This is a genomic window from Lysobacter sp. P5_C4 (assembly GCF_054049695.1).
In genome coordinates this window covers 408,477-424,776 of the sequence record NZ_JBFULX010000003.1, presented here as the reverse complement: position 1 = coordinate 424,776, position 16,300 = coordinate 408,477, and the positions used below count along the sequence as shown (strand labels likewise).

The following is a 16,300-nucleotide window of genomic DNA, read 5'->3' as shown; positions in this document are numbered from 1 at the left end:
TTCGTGCCGAGGCAGTCAACGTCGCGTGGAGCGAATGCGGCTCAACGGGAGAACAACGGTCAACAAACGCGTTTTCCTCACGCCCGAATAGCGACGGGCCGCGCGAGGCGGCCCGTCGGTGTCACATGCCCGAGGGCATGACTCAGTAAACCTGCACGCGCTTGTCGGGCGCCAGGAACATCTTTCCGTCCTTCACGTCGAAGGCCTGGTACCACGGATCCAGGTTGCGCACCGTCAGCGCGCGATAACGCGCCGGCGAATGGCCATCGCCGATGATCTGGTTGCGCAGCGCGGCATCGCGCGTCTTCGCCCGCCAGGCTTGCGCGAAGGCGAGGAAGAAGCGCTGGTCGCCGGTCAGGCCGTCGATCACCGGTGCTTCCTTGCCATTCAGCGACTTCCGATACGCCGCATGCGCAGCGCTCAGGCCCGCGACGTCGGCGATGTTCTCGCCGAGCACCTGGTTGCCGTTCAGATGCACCCCCGGCAGCGGCTCGTACGCATCGTACTGCGCGGCCAACGCGGCCGCGGCGCCCTTGAAGTGGTCCATGTCTTCCTTGGTCCACCAGTTGCGCAGCGTGCCGTCGGCGTCGAACTCCGCGCCCGTGTTGTCGAAGCTGTGGCTGATCTCGTGCCCGATCACCGCGCCGATCGAACCGTAGTTGGCGGCGGCGTCGGCGGTCGGCGAGAAGAACGGCGCTTCGAGGATCGCGGCGGGGAAATTCAGTGCGTTCTGCAGCGGCAGGTTCACCGCGTTGACCGTCTGCGGGGTCATCCACCATTCGCGGCGGTCCAGCGGCTTGCCGAGCTTGGAGAGCTGGTGCTGGTATTCGAACTTCTCGGCGCGCAGGTAGTTGCCCAATGCATCGTCCGGGCGGATTTCCAGCGACGCGAAGTCGCGCCAGGTTTCCGGGTAGCCCACGGCCACCTGCATCTGCTTGACCTTGGTGCGCGCCTTTTCCTTCGTCGCCGGCTGCATCCAGTCCAGCTTGGTGAGGCGATCGTCGAAGGCGGCGACGATGTTTTTCACCATGTCCTCGACCTGCGCTTTCGACGAGGCCGGGAAATACTGTTTGACGTAGATCTGCCCGACCGCGTCGCCGAGCGCGTTGCTCGTCGAACCGATGCCACGCTTCCAGCGATCGGTCTGCTTCTCCGTGCCCGACAGCTGGCGGCCGTAGAAGTCGAACGCAGCGTCCGCATAGGCCTTCGGCAACAGGCCCGCACCGTGATTGATGGTGTGGAAGCGCAGGTAGTCCTTCCAGGTCTGCAGCGGTTCGCTCTTCACCAGCGCGGAGAGCTTGGTGATCGCACCGGGCTGCCAGGCGAGCACGATCGGCTGGCCCGACAGGCCGGCTGCGTCGAAGAACGCCGTCCAGTCGATGCCCGGCGCGCGCTTGGCGTAGTCGGCCATCGGCCACGGGTTGTTGGCCTTGTGCACGTCGCTGCTTTCCACGACGTCGGCGTGCGCCTTCGCGATCTTCGTCTCGAGGTCGAAGATGGCCTTCGCCTTGGCCTTCGCGTCCGGCGTGCCCGAGGCGGTGAGGATCTTTTCGATGTAGGCCAGGTACGCGGTGCGCTTGTCGCCCATGTCCTTGGCGAGGTAGTACTCGCGGTTGGGCAGGCCCAGGCCGCCCTGCATCAGGTAGGGCACCTGCGTGCCGGCCTTGTCGAGCGGCTGCGAGACGAACACGCCGAACAGGTGCTCGGTATCGAAGTTGGTGGAGTTCAGCGGATCGGTGTCGGCGCGGACCTGGCCGCCGAGCGTGCGCGAGAGCGCCTGCGTATCGGCGATGGCATCGATGGCCTTGAGGTCGGGCTCGATGGCCTGCAGCCCGCGTTTCTCGATCGTCGCCTCGTCCATGTAGGCGGCGTAGTAGTCGGCGATCTTGCGTTCGCTGGTCCCCGCGGCCGGGTTGGCCTTGCCTGCGGTCTGGATCAGGTCGCGCGTGCGCTTCTCGGAGAGCTCGTAGACGTAGAAGCCGGTGCCGATGCTCGCGCGGTCGGCGGGGATCTGCGTCTTCTTGCGCCATGCACCGTTGGCGTATTCCTCGAAGTCGTCGCCCGGCTTCACCGACTTGTCGATGCCGGCAAGATCGATGCCGATGGTGGGCGCCACGTTCGCCTTGGCGGTGGCGGTGCTTGCCGATGCAGGGGTCGTGCCCGCCTTGTCTGCCGGAGACTGCGCATTGCAGCCGACGATCAGGGCGGTGGTCAGGATCCAGCCGATGCGGTGCTGCATGGGGCGGGGCTCTCCGGTCGAAGGGACGCCATCATGGCGCCGGAAGGGCGCGGTGGCGCATATACCGAAGGTCATGGGCGGGCCCGGTTTCCTGAATACGGATCAGGTGAAGACAACTGCGACCTCACACGAATGAACGTCACCTTACCTTTGCAATAAGCGACCTACGCTGCGATACCGCCCACAGCCCCTTCCCCCGAACGTGGACGAACCGCAACACCCGCCGCAGGATGCGGCCGACGCGCACCTGGTGCGCGAACTCAAGACGTGCCGCCAACAGCGCCGGTTCGCGGTCGCTGCGTTGCGCGCGATTTCCGACGCGGTCGTGATCATCGACCTGGAAGGGAAGATCACGCTGCTCAATCCGGTCGCCGCCCATCTCACCGGCTGGACCGAGCCCGAATCGCTCGAACGGCCGCTGGGCGACGTGGTGCGCTTCGTGGATGAGCACGGCAACGGCATGGATCCGTTGTCGCCGGAGTCGGACTGGCACTTCACGATGTTGCGCCGCCGCGACGGCCACGTGGTCCTGGTCGACGGCAATGTCTCGCCGATCGTCGACGAACAGCGCCAGGTCCTCGGCTCGGTGGTGACCTTCCGCAACGTCACCGCCGCCAAGCGCCTCACCGACGAACTCACGCACCAGGCGCACCACGATCCGCTCACGGGCCTGCCGAACCGCCGCGCCTTCGAGTCGCGCCTGCGCCGCGCCGTGCAGAGCGCGAAGGAAAACGGCTCGCGCCACGCCTTGCTGTACTTCGACCTGGACCACTTCAAACCGGTGAACGACACCGCCGGGCATGCCGCGGGCGACGAACTGCTGCGCCAACTCGCCAAGCTGTTGCGCAGCCAGTTGCGCGAATCCGATGCGCTCGCGCGCCTGGGCGGCGATGAGTTCGCGATCCTGCTCGAAGACGCCGCGGCCGAGCAGGCCGGGTATGTCGCGGAAAAAGTGCGACGCGCGATCGCCGCCTATCCTTTCGAATGGCAGGGCGAGGTGTTCCGCATCGGCGCGAGCATCGGGCAGCTGGAATTCGCCGACGGCAAGTTGAGCGCGTACGAACTGCTCTATCGCGCCGACGAGATGTGCTACCTGGCCAAGTCGCGCGGTCGCGATCGCATCGTCGCCTTCGCGCGCGAACGTGGCCGCGGTCCGCAGCAGCCGATCCCGAAGGGCGTCTCGGCGCTGCGCAGCAACCGCCAGCGCATCCGCCGCCCGCGCTCCCCCGCGCATTCCTGAGGCCGGTAGAATGCGCGCCGTGATGCGTGCGCACGACTTCCAAGGCCTGATGCACCGCCTGGCGCTGGCGGCGACGTTCGCGTTGCTGCTCGTGCCGGTCGCCGGGCGCATCGCGCAGGCGCACCAGGCGGCGGAGGCCCATCACGGCCATGCCATGTCGGCGATGGCCGGTGCGATGCACCACGGCGCGCCGGCAAGGCCCGATGCGCCGCACCATGGTGACGGCGACTGCGATTACTGCCCGTTGCTGCAATCGATGGTCGCGGCAAAGGCACCCATGCTGGTCGGCGCCGCCGCGGCCGCACCCGTTGCACCTGCACGGGTCGATGTCGCCGCGCCGCCGTGTTTCCGGCATCCCAACGGCCTGGGTTCCCGCGGGCCGCCCGCTCTCTCCTGACGACAACGCAAGCTCCGACCGCGCGTCCGCCCTCGGCGAAATGCGCCATCCATGCTGCTCAGGAGAGCACCGAATGTCTTTCTCGAAATCCGCGCGAAGCGTGGCGCCGCCCGGCGTCGCGTTCGCGTCCACCCTGTTGCTCGCCTGCGCACCGGCGCATGCAGGCGAACCGGGGACCCCGCAACGCACGCCCGAGCAACTCGATGCCGTGACCGTGCTGGGCACGCGCCCGATCCGCACGGTCGACGATCTGTCCGCCGCACGCCGCAAGGCGAACGAACGCGCCGGCGGCACGGCCGTGATCGATGGCGAGTCGTATCGGGACCGGCGCGCCGGCACGCTGGTCGATGCCCTGGGCTTCGCGCCCGGCGTGTTCGTGCAACCGCGCTTCGGCGCGGATGAAGCGCGCGTCTCGATTCGCGGCTCCGGCCTGCAACGCACCTTCCACGGCCGCGGCCTGGTCGTCCTGCAGGACGGCACGCCGATCAACCTGGCCGACGGCAGCTTCGACATGCAGGCGATCGAACCCCTCGCCGCGCGTTACATCACCGTCCATCGCGGCGGCAATGCGCTCGAATACGGCGCGGCGACCCTTGGCGGCGCGATCGACTTCGTCTCGCCGACCGGCTACGACGCGCCGATGTTCACCGCGCGCGCGGAAGCGGGCGCGTTCGATTTCCGTCGCGGCCAGCTCGCGGCGGCGGGGGTCGACGGCCGCGCCGACGGCTACGCGACCTTGACCGGCACTTCGCAGGACGGGTATCGCGAACATGCGGTGCAGGAAACCTATCGCTTCTTCGGCAACGCCGGGTATCGCTTCAACGACACGCTCGACGGGCGCCTGTACTTCACGAAGGTCGATACGCGATCGCAATTGCCGGGCAACCTCACCTTCGCCGAATTCGAACGCGATCCCACGTTGGCCGCACCGGCAAACGTGGCGATGGACCAACGTCGTGATTTCACCCTCGAACGCCTGGCCGGAAAGCTGGCCTGGTCGCCCGGCGCCGACGACCAGGTGGCGTTGTCGCTCTCCGTGGCCGACAAGCGATTGCACCATCCGATCTTCCAGGTGCTCGAACAGGACTCGCGCGACGTGGGCGTCGACCTGCGCTGGCGGCATGCGTCGGACTGGGGCGGCCATGCGGCGACCTTGATCGCCGGGCTTCGCACGACCAATGGTTCGCTGCGCGACGACCGCTTCGTCAATGTCGCGGGAAGCGCGGGCGCACCGACCAACGCGTTCGACCAGCATGCGCGCGACAGCGTTGCGTATCTCGAACAGCAGCTGGCCCTCGACGATCGCTGGACCATGTCGCTCGGCGCGCAGGGCCTGCACGCGGTGCGTCGATCGAACGACCGGTTGATCACCGGCGGGCGCGACGAAAGCTTCGAGGCGACGTATTCGGGTGTCAGCCCGAAGCTGGGCGTGCGCGCGCAGGTGGGCGCGCACGCACAGGTGTTCGCGAACATCAGTCGCAGCCTGGAGCCGCCGAGTTTCGGCGAACTCACCGGTGGACCCGGAGTCACCCAGGTCGATCTGCAACACGCCACGACCGTCGAAGTCGGTACGCGGCTGCAGCATGCGCAAGGCTGGCTGGACGTGGCGCTCTATCACGCGCGCGTCGGAAACGAACTGCTCGCGCTCAACGATGTGAACGGTAATCCGCTGGGCACGACGAATGCCGATCGCACCGTGCACCAGGGCATCGAGCTGGGCGGCGCGTGGGACTGGACGTCGCGGTGGCGCACCAGCCTGCAATATCTGTTCAACGACTTCCGTTTCGACGGCGACGCGCGGTACGGCGACAACACGCTGGCCGGCGTCCCGCGCCAACAGGTTCGCGCAGAGATGCGTTGGTCGCCTGTTGCAAGCGTCCACGTCGTGCCGGGCCTGGAATGGAACGACGCGACCTGGATCGACCACGCCAATTCCTTGCGCGCGAAAGGCGCGACGGTTTGGAACCTGCGCGTGGGCGGCGACCTGGGCCAGCGTTGGACGTGGTTCGCCGACCTGCGCAACGTGTTCGACAGACGTTGGATCGCAGGCACGAACGTCGTGGCCGATGCGAACGGCATCGATGGCCGGCACGTGTTGCCGGGCGACGGGCGCGGCTTGTACGCGGGCCTCGAACTGCGGCTCTGAATCGCGGTCACGTCCGCGCGCGGGATAGACCGTGCACGGAAGAGGGAGGTTCTCCTCTTCCGCTGCACGCCGCCTCCTGCGTAACGTTTGCGCATGGTCGACGACACCGACGGCGGATTCGCCGAATTGTCACGCTGGTTGCAACGCGACGCGGCGTGCATGCGCCGCACCCTGGCTGCGTTCCACCGCACGACGGTGCGCGAGCTGCTTGCGTTGGAGCATGCTGCCGCCGGCGGGGAATGGGCCGAGGTGCGGCGCCTGGCGGGCCGCATTTCGATGGGGTGCGTGCATGTCGGCGAAGGCCGCGCGGCCGCGTGCCTGGTGCCCTTGCTGGAAGCGCAGCACGACTTCAGCCTCAAGGCGCTGTACTTCGCGTGGTATGCGCCACGGCGCGGCGGCCTGCTGCGCCTGGTGGACCGCGCGGCGTCGGTGGCGATGGGGGAGGCGTTCGCCTAGGCTGACGTAATGGAAACGCTGCCTGCGCTCGACGATGCCAGCCCACGTGCGCCGCTGTGGATCGCGCATCGCGGGGCTGCGGCACTCGCGCCGGAAAATACGCTGGAAGCGTATCGCGCCGCGTGGGCGAGCGGGTTGCGCCTGCTCGAACAGGATGTGCGCGTGTTGGCCGACGGGACGCTCGTGGTGATCCACGACGCGACGGTGGAACGCACGACGCTCGGCCACGGCCACGTTGCCGATTTCGATGTCGCGACGTTCCGCCAATTGCGCGTGCGTCCGTTTCCGGGTTTCCAGGCGACGGTGTCTCCGCCCCTGTTCGCCGACGTGCTGGCCGAATTCGGCGGCCGTGCGATTTTCGTGCCCGAAGCGAAGGCGCCCGGCAGCGGCGCGGCCTTGGTCGAGGCGTTGCTGCGTGCATCGATTCCACCGGAGCAGGCGCTGGTGCAGGCCTTCGCACTCAAGGATCTGATGCCGGCCATCGCCGCGGGTTATCCGGCGATGTTCCTCACGGCACGCGATGACGGCATACAAGCCGCGCATGCCGCGGGCGTGCGCTGGGCGGGGCTGGACCGGCGCGCGCATGCGACGGTGTTCGATGCGTGGCGCGAGGCGGGCTTTCGCGTCGTCGCGTATACGGTCAACGATCGCGCGGAACGCGATCGCCTGTTCGGGCTCGGCGTGTGCGGTTTCTTCTCCGACGATCCGATCGCCGTGATGGCCTGAGGCCTCATTCCGTATCGGGAGTGATCCGCAGGCCCGTCGTGTTGCGCTGGACGACGACTTGGAAATCCGGCGTGCCGCGACGCGCCTTCACCAGCACGTCTTCGCCATCGTCGACCTCGGATTTGTACATCGCATCGCCGAATTGCTTGCGGATCGCTTCCACGACCAGCTTCGCGGCACGGTTTTCGCCCGTGTCCTTCGGAATCGCGACGACCACGTGCGTCGCTTCGCCGCCGTCGGGCGTGAGCACGAGCTCGATTTCCCCATCGGCATTCGCGCTGCCGCTGAACTGCAGGCGCCATTTGTTCGATTCGGCGGCCGCAGCGGGGAGGACGAGGGCAAGCGCGAAGACGGCAGCCAGCGCGCGGTGACGGAGCGTGGTGTCCATGGGGCGCATTTCGCATGGGACGGGGGTGCATCTGGAAACAGTCGGCGTCAAGCCGACGTGACCGCGGGAGGCGGGAGCGGGTGCGGCACAATGGCGGCGGGGTCATGGGGAGGTCGCGTCCGTGAACATCGAAGTCCGTCCTGCACGCGAAGGCGATTCGCCCGCGATCGCAGCCTTGTACAACCATTACGTCGCGATGCCGGGCGTGACCTTCGAATTCGATCCGGTGTCGCCCGACGAGATCGCGCGGCGCATCGCCGATGTGCAAGGGGCCGAACTTCCGTGGCTCGTAGCGATGCACGGCGAAGACCTCGTCGGCTACGCGTATGCCGTGCCCTGGAAAGGCAGCCGCAAGGCGTATCGTTTCTCCGTGGAGTCGACCGTGTACGTCGACGCCGAACGCGCGGGGCAGGGCATCGGCGCCACGCTGTACGCGGCGTTGATCGGGGCCTTGCGCGCGCGTGGGATCCACGCGGTCATCGGCGGCATCCTGTTGCCCAATCCCGCGAGCATCGCGCTGCACGAGCGCCTGGGGTTCCGCAAGGTCGCGCAGTTCGACGAAGTCGGCTTCAAGCAGGGAGCGTGGCTCGACGTGGGGTATTGGCAGTTGCTGCCGGGACGCGAGGAATGAACGCGAGGTTTCGCGGAGCGCCTCGCCAGTGCCCACACTTCCGCCAGCCCCTCATCCGGTGCCCACTGGAACGGCCCGGGCGCCGCCCCCATGTCACCGGCACCTGACGGAGGAATGCACATGACCACCGATACCGCGATCCTGGCCGGCGGCTGTTTCTGGGGAATGCAGGACCTGATCCGGCGCCAGCCGGGCATCGTGACCACGCGCGTGGGCTATAGCGGCGGCGACGTGCCGAACGCGACCTACCGCAACCACGGCACGCACGCCGAAGCGATCGAGATCACCTTCGATCCCGAAAAGACGAGCTACCGGAACATCCTCGAGTTCTTCTTCCAGATCCACGACCCGAGCACGATGAACCGGCAGGGCAACGACGTCGGCAGCAGCTACCGTTCCGCGATCTTCTACGCCAACGACCAGCAGAAGCAGGTGGCCGAAGACACCATCGCCGACGTCGACGCCTCGGGCCTGTGGCCCGGCAAGGTGGTCACCGAAGTCTCGCCGGCAGGCCCGTTCTGGGAAGCCGAACCCGAACACCAGGATTACCTGGAACACTATCCGACCGGTTACACCTGCCACGTCATCCGCCCGGACTGGAAGTTGCCCAGGCGCGCGTGAGGCAAGCGGCGGCGCCGCGGCCGCCCGATACCTTCGTATGCATACCAACGTGCAATCGCCCATGCGCGTGGGGTCTGCTGTGATCGACGGACTTTCCCCCACGAAAGGATCCTCGTCATGGCGCAACACGCAGAAACCACGAATGCCGGTTCGCCCACCGGCATTCGTCCCTTCCATTACAGGGCATCGGACACCGACCTGGCCGACCTGAAGCGCCGCATCAAGTCGACGCGCTGGCCGGAAAAGGAAACCGTCGACGACGACACGCAGGGCGTGCAGTTGGCGACGATGCAGGCGCTCGCGAAGTATTGGGCGGAGAGTTACGACTGGCGCAAGATCGAAGCGCGCCTGGAATCGCTGCCGCAATTCATCACCAACATCGACGGCCTCGACATCCATTTCATCCACGTGAAGTCGAAGCACGACAACGCGTTGCCCATCGTCGTCACGCACGGTTGGCCGGGTTCGATCGTCGAGCAACTGAAGATCATCGAACCCCTCGCCGATCCGACCGCGCACGGCGGGACGGCGGACGATGCGTTCCATGTCGTGATCCCCTCGATCCCCGGCTACGGCTTCTCCGAACGGCCGAACAAGGCCGGCTGGGATCCGGCGCGCATCGCGATGGCGTGGGACGTGTTGATGAAACGCCTGGGCTACGAGAAGTACGTCGCGCAAGGCGGCGACTGGGGCGCGTTGATCACCGACATGCTGGGTGCCCAGGCACCGGCGGGGTTACTCGGCATCCACTCGAACATGCCGGGCATCCTGCCGCCCGCGATTTCCAGTGCACTCGCCACCGGGGGCGCGCCGCCGGCGAACCTGTCGGAAGACGAACAGGCCGCATGGGACCGGCTGCACTTCATGTACACCAAGGGCATCGGCTATGCCCTGCAGATGGGCCTGCGCCCGCAGACGCTGTACGGGCAGGCGGATTCGCCGATCGGGCTGGCCGCGTATTTCCTCGACCACGACCAACGCAGTTATCAGATGATCGCGCGCGTGTTCGACGGCAAGCACGAAGGCCTGAGCCGCGACGATGTCCTGGACAACATCACGATCACCTGGCTGACGAACACCTTCGTCTCCGGCGCCCGACTCTACTGGGAGAACAGGGCTGGTTTCTTCGACATCAAGAACGTGAAGGTGCCCACCGCCATCACCGTCTTCCCCGACGAGTTGTATCCCACGCCGCGGAGCTGGGCGGAGAAGGCGTATCCGAAACTGATTCATTACAACCGCGTGCCCAAGGGCGGGCATTTCGCCGCCTGGGAACAGCCGCAATCCTTCGTCGACGAAGTGCGTACGGGCCTGCGCGCGTTGCGGTCGTGAGTGTCAGCCGAAGGTAAAGGCGAACAACGCGACGCCCCGGTCGAAGAACAGGATCTCCACGGTCCTGTCTTCGATCGGCGCCGATTGCCTGATCAACTGGTACATGCGGTAGTCGGACACGGTGCCGGCGCCGTCGGCATCGATGTCCGTGCCGTGCGCATCGCCCGGCGGTTTGCCGTCAATGGTGACGCGGATGCGCACCGGTCCTTCCATCGCCGATCCCATCACCGCGTGCACGTCGCGCGCGTGGAAGCGGTATTGCACGCTTGCATTGCCGGCGTTCGACCGCGTGGCTTCGCCTTCCATGGTCCAGTCGCCGATGAGCGCCCATTGGTTTTCGCGCAAGGTCGACGGCGCGGTGTAGACATGGCGTTGCGAGGCCACGATCCCGCCCGGTGAAGCGAAGCGCTCGGTGCGCGCGGCGCCGGTGTAAGTCTCCGGCGTGCGCAGGTTGGCCCAATCCGCGGGCGCTTCCGCGCCTTGCCCGACACTGGGCGTGATCGGCGGGAGGTCTCTCGCGCCCGCTTCGGTCAGCAAGTCGCGCAGGAGGCCTTCGGCCTTGTCGTAATCGGTCTCGCCGAATTGCGTGTGCCGGATGCGGCCCAGTGCGTCGATGAAGTACAGCGCGGGCCAGTACTGGTTGCCGAAGGCGTTCCAGATCGCGTGGCGGCTGTCGATCGCGACCGGATAGTGCAAGTCCATCGAGGCGGTGAAGTGCTGTACGCGCGCCGGGTCCTGTTCGAATTCGAACTCGGGCGAATGCACGCCGACGACGATCAGCCCCGCGTCCTTGTACTTCTCCGCCCACGTGCGCAGCCAGGGCGCGGTGCGCATCCAGTTGATGCACGTGTAGGTCCAGAAGTCGACGAGCACGACCTTGCCGCGCAGGGCCTGCCCGCCCAGCGGCGGCGAGTTGATCCAGCCGGTGGCACCATCGAGCGGAGGCATCGTGCGTTCGAAGACCGAGGGCAGGGCGGGCGAACGGCCGCTGCCTTCGCACGATGCACCGGACAGCGCGACGGCGACGCCGGCCACGACGCAAGCGAGCAGCGCGCGGAGTGTCTTCATGACATTGCCGCCAACTCAACACGATGCGCGCGGCCTGTCGATTGCACGAACGTATCGGCCGCCGCGTTGGCACGAAAATAGATGTGCAGGCATCGCCCGTTGCGGTCATCCTCGACGCGACCGTGTGTCGCGGGGTGACCAATGTCGCAACAGATCGGCCGTGAGCAATACAGGGACGTTAACAATCGGCACGGGGCCGCCGTATTCATGTCATCGCAGCCGCTCGTCCATGTCGTCGACGGGGATGCGGCCGCGCGTCGCGGGCTGTCGGCGTTGATCAGATCGCTGGGATGGCGGGCCGAAGCGTTCGCCACCGCGCGCGCGTTCCTCGCGCACCCGCGCTCGATCGCAGCCGGTTGCGTGCTGCTCGAGGTGGCCTTGCCCGACATCGATGGCCTGGCGCTGCAGGAACAGATCGCCGCGCAGCGCCCGACGTTGCCGATCATCTTCATGACCCGCGACGGCGACGTGCCCACCAGCGTTCGGGCCATGAAAGCGGGCGCGTTCGAATTCCTCGTCAAGCCGCTCGCGAACGAGGCCCTGGTGCCCATCCTGCGCGATGCGATCGCCACCAGCATCCAGGCCCTGCAACGCGCGGCGATCGCGCACGCGCTCGACATCCGTTATGCGTCGCTGACGCCGCGGGAGCGCGAGGTGTTGCGTGGTGTGGCGACGGGCCTGCTGAACAAGCAGGTGGCCGCCGAACTCGGCATCAGCGAAATCACGGTCAAGGCCCATCGCGGCCGCGTGATGCGCAAGATGCAGGCGCACTCGCTGGCCGAGTTGGTCAATTTGGTGGGGGCGTTGGCGACGACGGGCGCAGCGATGCGAATGCCGCCCTCAGTTCCTTCGTAAAGATCTCCGGCTGCTCCCATGCCGCGAAATGGCCGCCCTTCGGAAGGCGGTTGTGGCGAATCCCGTCCGGATGCGTCCGATGTTACGGCGGCGCAACGCTTTCCGGTCACCTCGTGAATCTCGGACACCGTTGACCGCACGCTTGCGCGCGGCGCGTGCTTCTCCTTGCAGGAATTCACTGCAACGGAGGGACACCATGCATCGTTCACGTTTTGCCCTAATTGCCGCTTTATTGTCGCTTGCCATGGTCGAGCCTTGCGCCGCGCAGAGCCGCGTGGTCTTCCTGCGCGGGGTGTACAACACCGACGGCTCGCTCCGCTCCTCGACGCTCTACCGCGTCAACGCCGACGGCACGGGGCTCTCGCAACTCGCGCCGATGAGCGCGAACGTTTATCGCTTCGACCCGCAGTGGTCGCCGTCCGGCAACACGATCGTCTACCAATCCTGGACAGGCACCGCAGCCTCCAAGCTCTGGCGCATGGCGGCCACCGGCGGCACGCGCACGCAGGTCACCACCGGCACGGCCTCGCACGAGTTGCCATCGTGGCGGCCCGACGGCGGCATGATCGCCTTCACCACGACCGTCCCGTCGACCGGTGCTTCGTGCCTGGCCATCGTGCGGCCCGACGGCACGGGGCAACGCAATCTCTACTGCCCGACGGCGCGGGAATATTTCAACGCACGGCCGGTGTGGTCTTCGGATGGCGCGCGATTGTTCGTTTCGACGTGGCGTCGGGGCGCCGGTCTCGAACCGCCGTATTACCTCAACGCATTCAGCATCAACGCGAGCACGGGCGCACGCACGCTGTTGACCTCGGGCATGTTCGAAGACGGCTATCGCCTCCTGATCAATCCGGCCGGCACGCAAGGCTTGCTGGACGACGGCCGCGAGATCTCGTCCATCAACTTCGCCACCGACGCGATCGTGCCGCGTGCCGAAGGCACCTACCCGGTGTGGTCGGCAGGCGGGTCGCGCTTCGCCTACCAGAAGACGCAGTTCAGCGGCAGCGACATCTACTCGCATGTGTGGGTCATGAGCGCCGATGGCACGAGCGATACCGAGATCCCCATGCCGGTCGCCAACGGTCTGGACTACTACCCGGTCGAATTCTCGCGCGATGCAACGCGCCTGCTGACCGACCGCGTCAACGCGAGCGGCGTCGCGATGCGCTTGTTCAATGTCGCCAGCGGGACCGCGGTGTCCTTGCCGGTGGGCAGTGCGAGTGACTGGTATCAACCGTGATCGATGCAGCAACGACAAGGCCCGCGCGATGCGGGCCTTGTCCGTTTCGCGCGCGATTACAGATCGATGCGCAACACCTCACCCACCCCAGGCAACGGCGGACCGAAGCCGACGTGCGAGACGTAGAGGTTGCCGTCCGGTCCCATGGTCATCGCAGTCGGCAGTGTGAGCCCGCTGATGATCGTTTCGGGCCCGCCACCGGGGCGGATGCGCACGATGCTGCCGGCGCCGGGCGTCGGCCCCGGATTGCCGGTCGTGTTCTGCAGGATGTAGAGGTTGTCGCGAGAATCGAAGGCCAGGCCGAGGATTGTCGTGCCTTGCGCAACGACCTGGAGCCGCGTCGGATTCGACAGCACGCGCCACACGCGCGAAGACCCATCGACGATCGGGAACGGGTGGAGATTGCCGATGTAGAAATACGCGCCATGGTGCGCGAGCGCCGTGGGCACGGCGTGTCCGACGCGCGCGGAAATGTCGAGCACGCGCTGGATCGCACCGGTCGTGGGCGAGACGCGCACGAATTCGCCATGGTTGGGCTCCACCGCGTACAACCAGCCGTTGTGCGCGACCATGCTGTACCACGTGCCGTCGGGTTCGAAGTCTTCGTCCTCGGTAACTGCCGTGGGATGCGTCTTCTGGTAGGCGCTGAGGTTGGCGACGAGCGATGGCGTGCCGCCTGCGCCGATGCGCACGATGGCGTTGTCGCGATCGGCGACGCCATGCGAACAACCGCCGCCGGCGATCAATGCATACAGACGCCCGTTGAGGAATGCGACGTCGGCCACGCCGCTGACCAGCGAACCGGCGTCTGCGCTCGTCGTGCTGGTGGGCAGGTTGGTGGTGACCGTCGTGCGGTGGCCGGTGGCGTCGATCCGCGAGATGCGGCCGCCGGTGCTTGCGCCCGTGTAAGGGCCGATGGGCGGCACGACCTGGGTGCATTGCGCCGATGTCGTCGCGTGCGTGCCGCCGATGCCGCCTTCGGCGACATAGAGATTGCCGTCGGGGCCGAACTTCAGCCCGCGCGGATTGTTGAGGCCGGTGGCGAAAACGGAAACGCCGATGGGCTGTGCGGCTTCGACGCGGACGAGTTCGGCGGCACGCAGCAACGGATCGGTCGCATGGCCGGCGCTTGCGGTGAAAGTGGCGACGGCAATCGCCATCGCCAGCACGCAGATGTGCACGGAAGAGCTGTGCTTCATGGGGGGTTCTCCTGGCGGAAGCGGTCCGCCACAAGACCCAACGCGATTGCGATGCGGACAGGACAGGGGACACCCGAGCGGGGCAGTGCGTGTTCGCACTGCCCGCGCCGCAAACGCATTGCGACATCGAATACGGCTGCTTGCGTTCGGACCTGGCCACGCCCGGTTGGGCTGCGCCTGCATCGTGAAGCGCAACTCGCCGCCGGCCACGATCGGCAATTTGAAACGTGGGCGACTAAAAAGAAAAACCCCCTGATAAATCAGGGGGGTTTAAATGGTGGAGGTGGGGGCTACTGAAAAGCACGCTGAAAACGGCTCAACTGCGCAAAAGTGCGTGCGGCGTAAGGTCGGCATGCCCCCAGACGTGCCCCCAGGCGATTATCGTTAGGGATGCGAGCGGTCGCGCATCGGCCTAGTCTCGCAACACAGGGGCGCTAGGGGGCGGGAGGCGATGACACACAGCCTGGACTTTGGCAGCGTGGGCGAGAAGTTGTTTCTCCTGCGCCAGCTTTCGTACGCGAGCAGGGAATACTGCAAGGTCGAAGAATTGCTTAAAGGCGGCTACCCCTACGCCGACGACGACTGGAACGCATACGGCTCGCGATTGAAGAAGTTGGTGAGCGGATACCTGATCGAGTGCGCCGCAAAGGTGCGGATTTTCGAGGATTCGATCAAGGGAAAGGTGCGGCCATCGGCCCCTCGCACGGCCGACAAACACGCGAGAGATGGCCTCGACATCGGCACCGTGCGGCAAGGCAAGTTCGACCTCACTGTGCGCGAGTCGTGCAACAAGATCATCCACGCGACTAACGTTGAGCTCGCATGGGCCACAGGTTCGTCGAAACGACCGTATCGCCGCTTCACCTACTGGAAGGGGAAGTTCGATTTGCACGGCGAGCACGCCGGCCGCCCGTGGCAGGTCGAGTTGAACGTCGCAAATTGGTGCGAGGCGGTGGACGCCTACATCGAGGAACTGTGGAGCGCGGCCGATCCTGACTATCTCGACTTCGACTGAGGCGCTGGCGTCGATGGGCCTTGCCGCGGTGTATCGCTGCGGGGGCACCCCCCGGGGGACCCCGACGTTCGAAGCGAAAACCTATTTTTGACGCCCCGACCAAATTCGCGGAAAAACGGCCAGCACCCTACAAGTTGTCTGGTCTACCTCGAGCCCTGCCATGACCGCTTTCGACCCAAAGCGGACATTCCGCCCACTCTTGTTGGCCGAGGCCACGTTGCATAAGCTCGCGAATAGGGGGCGATCCGCATCCCATTCGCCGGACCTGGGTGATGACGCGATATTTCGATTTGAAAGCTCTTGGGTACGGAGTCGCAACGTTCATGCTGGGCGTCCTGGCTTTAATGATCGCGGGAACTGTCGCGGCGAATTCGGCCCCTTCGATTGCTCGCGTGGCGTCGGGGGTCATGCAAGCAGGCGTTAGCCTCATCCCGGCATTTGCGGGATATGTGTCGGCCCGTCGCGCCTCAAGCAGGCCAATCCTCCACGGCACAATTGCGGGGGCGCTTGGTACCGCCGTGTACCTTTGCGTCACGGTTTATCTCTTTCCGTTCCCGACCCAACAAATTCCAATGCTCGTAGCGGTATATGCGCTCATAGCCGCGCTAGGGGCAATTTTTGGCAAGCACCGTCGCGACAAATCTGGTCGCTAGGTCTTGGTCAAGCCACAGCTTCGTGCATACGCACCGGCCCTCACGAACGTCTGCTATTGGCCGAAAGCGGACATTGGCGAGTCTGCCCGCC

At 66.2% G+C, this 16,300-nt stretch carries 15 protein-coding genes; 11 read left to right on the top strand and 4 right to left on the bottom strand.

Annotated features, from left to right (window positions below):
- Positions 1-142 precede the first annotated feature (142 nt).
- Positions 143-2,239 (bottom strand): M13 family metallopeptidase, encoded by a 2,097-nt coding sequence (locus ACXJJ8_RS09960; RefSeq protein ID WP_499029454.1) that lies wholly within the window; start codon positions 2,237-2,239, stop codon positions 143-145.
- Positions 2,240-2,441: 202 nt separating this feature from the next.
- Here ACXJJ8_RS09960 and ACXJJ8_RS09955 point away from each other — a divergent pair, with 202 nt between their 5' ends.
- The 5 genes from ACXJJ8_RS09955 (at position 2,442) to ACXJJ8_RS09935 (ending at position 7,204) form a co-directional block, all read left to right on the top strand.
- A complete protein-coding gene (locus ACXJJ8_RS09955) occupies positions 2,442-3,479 on the top strand; it encodes a diguanylate cyclase (RefSeq protein ID WP_499029453.1) in 1,038 nt (345 codons plus the stop codon).
- A 22-nt stretch (positions 3,480-3,501) separates the two neighbouring features.
- A complete protein-coding gene (locus ACXJJ8_RS09950) occupies positions 3,502-3,876 on the top strand; it encodes a DUF2946 family protein (RefSeq protein ID WP_499029452.1) in 375 nt (124 codons plus the stop codon).
- A 73-nt stretch (positions 3,877-3,949) separates the two neighbouring features.
- Positions 3,950-6,022: a TonB-dependent receptor family protein gene (locus tag ACXJJ8_RS09945; protein ID WP_499029451.1), complete on the top strand. Its 2,073-nt coding sequence runs from the start codon at positions 3,950-3,952 to the stop codon at positions 6,020-6,022.
- Between the two features lie 93 nt (positions 6,023-6,115).
- A complete protein-coding gene (locus ACXJJ8_RS09940; protein ID WP_499029450.1) occupies positions 6,116-6,478 on the top strand; it encodes a hypothetical protein in 363 nt (120 codons plus the stop codon).
- Positions 6,479-6,487: 9 nt separating this feature from the next.
- Positions 6,488-7,204, top strand: coding sequence for a glycerophosphodiester phosphodiesterase (locus tag ACXJJ8_RS09935; RefSeq protein WP_499029448.1), 717 nt, complete (start codon positions 6,488-6,490; stop codon positions 7,202-7,204).
- A gap of 4 nt (positions 7,205-7,208) precedes the next feature.
- Here the strand turns inward: ACXJJ8_RS09935 and ACXJJ8_RS09930 are convergent, their stop codons facing one another.
- Complete coding sequence (locus ACXJJ8_RS09930) at positions 7,209-7,592, bottom strand: hypothetical protein (protein WP_499029446.1); 384 nt, start codon at positions 7,590-7,592, stop codon at positions 7,209-7,211.
- A gap of 121 nt (positions 7,593-7,713) precedes the next feature.
- On the opposite strand from ACXJJ8_RS09930, the gene ACXJJ8_RS09925 reads away from it, so the two are divergent.
- The 3 genes from ACXJJ8_RS09925 to ACXJJ8_RS09915 all read left to right on the top strand — a co-directional run bounded on the left by ACXJJ8_RS09925 (position 7,714) and on the right by ACXJJ8_RS09915 (position 10,176).
- Positions 7,714-8,223 (top strand): GNAT family N-acetyltransferase, encoded by a 510-nt coding sequence (locus ACXJJ8_RS09925; RefSeq protein ID WP_499029444.1) that lies wholly within the window; start codon positions 7,714-7,716, stop codon positions 8,221-8,223.
- Positions 8,224-8,343: 120 nt separating this feature from the next.
- Positions 8,344-8,844: a peptide-methionine (S)-S-oxide reductase MsrA gene (gene msrA / locus ACXJJ8_RS09920; protein ID WP_499029441.1), complete on the top strand. Its 501-nt coding sequence runs from the start codon at positions 8,344-8,346 to the stop codon at positions 8,842-8,844.
- Between the two features lie 117 nt (positions 8,845-8,961).
- Positions 8,962-10,176, top strand: a complete 1,215-nt coding sequence (locus tag ACXJJ8_RS09915; RefSeq protein ID WP_499029439.1) for an epoxide hydrolase family protein — start codon at positions 8,962-8,964, stop codon at positions 10,174-10,176.
- Between the two features lie 3 nt (positions 10,177-10,179).
- Here the strand turns inward: ACXJJ8_RS09915 and ACXJJ8_RS09910 are convergent, their stop codons facing one another.
- A complete protein-coding gene (locus ACXJJ8_RS09910) occupies positions 10,180-11,244 on the bottom strand; it encodes a redoxin domain-containing protein (RefSeq protein WP_499029437.1) in 1,065 nt (354 codons plus the stop codon).
- A 207-nt stretch (positions 11,245-11,451) separates the two neighbouring features.
- On the opposite strand from ACXJJ8_RS09910, the gene ACXJJ8_RS09905 reads away from it, so the two are divergent.
- Together ACXJJ8_RS09905 and ACXJJ8_RS09900 are read left to right on the top strand one after the other, a co-directional pair.
- Entirely contained in the window at positions 11,452-12,099 is a 648-nt protein-coding gene (locus ACXJJ8_RS09905; RefSeq protein WP_499029435.1) for a response regulator transcription factor, read from the top strand.
- A 244-nt stretch (positions 12,100-12,343) separates the two neighbouring features.
- Complete coding sequence (locus ACXJJ8_RS09900) at positions 12,344-13,342, top strand: TolB family protein (RefSeq protein WP_499029433.1); 999 nt, start codon at positions 12,344-12,346, stop codon at positions 13,340-13,342.
- 56 nt (positions 13,343-13,398) lie between these two features.
- On the opposite strand, the gene ACXJJ8_RS09895 is transcribed toward ACXJJ8_RS09900, so the two are convergent.
- Positions 13,399-14,541 carry a ScyD/ScyE family protein gene (locus tag ACXJJ8_RS09895; protein ID WP_499029431.1) on the bottom strand — a complete coding sequence of 381 codons (1,143 nt, stop codon included), beginning with the start codon at positions 14,539-14,541 and terminating at the stop codon, positions 13,399-13,401.
- Between the two features lie 478 nt (positions 14,542-15,019).
- Between ACXJJ8_RS09895 and ACXJJ8_RS09890 the strand changes: the two genes are divergently transcribed.
- Positions 15,020-15,556 (top strand): hypothetical protein, encoded by a 537-nt coding sequence (locus tag ACXJJ8_RS09890; protein ID WP_499029429.1) that lies wholly within the window; start codon positions 15,020-15,022, stop codon positions 15,554-15,556.
- The last annotated feature ends 744 nt before the right edge of the window (positions 15,557-16,300 follow it).

Coding starts and splice junctions, on each gene's coding strand:
- ACXJJ8_RS09960 (WP_499029454.1), bottom strand. CDS start 2,239: ATGCAGCACCGCATCGGCTGGATCCTGACCACCGCCCTGATCGTCGGC.
- ACXJJ8_RS09950 (WP_499029452.1), top strand. CDS start 3,502: ATGCGTGCGCACGACTTCCAAGGCCTGATGCACCGCCTGGCGCTGGCG.
- ACXJJ8_RS09945 (WP_499029451.1), top strand. CDS start 3,950: ATGTCTTTCTCGAAATCCGCGCGAAGCGTGGCGCCGCCCGGCGTCGCG.
- ACXJJ8_RS09940 (WP_499029450.1), top strand. CDS start 6,116: ATGGTCGACGACACCGACGGCGGATTCGCCGAATTGTCACGCTGGTTG.
- ACXJJ8_RS09935 (WP_499029448.1), top strand. CDS start 6,488: ATGGAAACGCTGCCTGCGCTCGACGATGCCAGCCCACGTGCGCCGCTG.
- ACXJJ8_RS09930 (WP_499029446.1), bottom strand. CDS start 7,592: ATGGACACCACGCTCCGTCACCGCGCGCTGGCTGCCGTCTTCGCGCTT.
- msrA (WP_499029441.1), top strand. CDS start 8,344: ATGACCACCGATACCGCGATCCTGGCCGGCGGCTGTTTCTGGGGAATG.
- ACXJJ8_RS09915 (WP_499029439.1), top strand. CDS start 8,962: ATGGCGCAACACGCAGAAACCACGAATGCCGGTTCGCCCACCGGCATT.
- ACXJJ8_RS09910 (WP_499029437.1), bottom strand. CDS start 11,244: ATGAAGACACTCCGCGCGCTGCTCGCTTGCGTCGTGGCCGGCGTCGCC.
- ACXJJ8_RS09905 (WP_499029435.1), top strand. CDS start 11,452: ATGTCATCGCAGCCGCTCGTCCATGTCGTCGACGGGGATGCGGCCGCG.
- ACXJJ8_RS09900 (WP_499029433.1), top strand. CDS start 12,344: ATGGTCGAGCCTTGCGCCGCGCAGAGCCGCGTGGTCTTCCTGCGCGGG.
- ACXJJ8_RS09895 (WP_499029431.1), bottom strand. CDS start 14,541: ATGAAGCACAGCTCTTCCGTGCACATCTGCGTGCTGGCGATGGCGATT.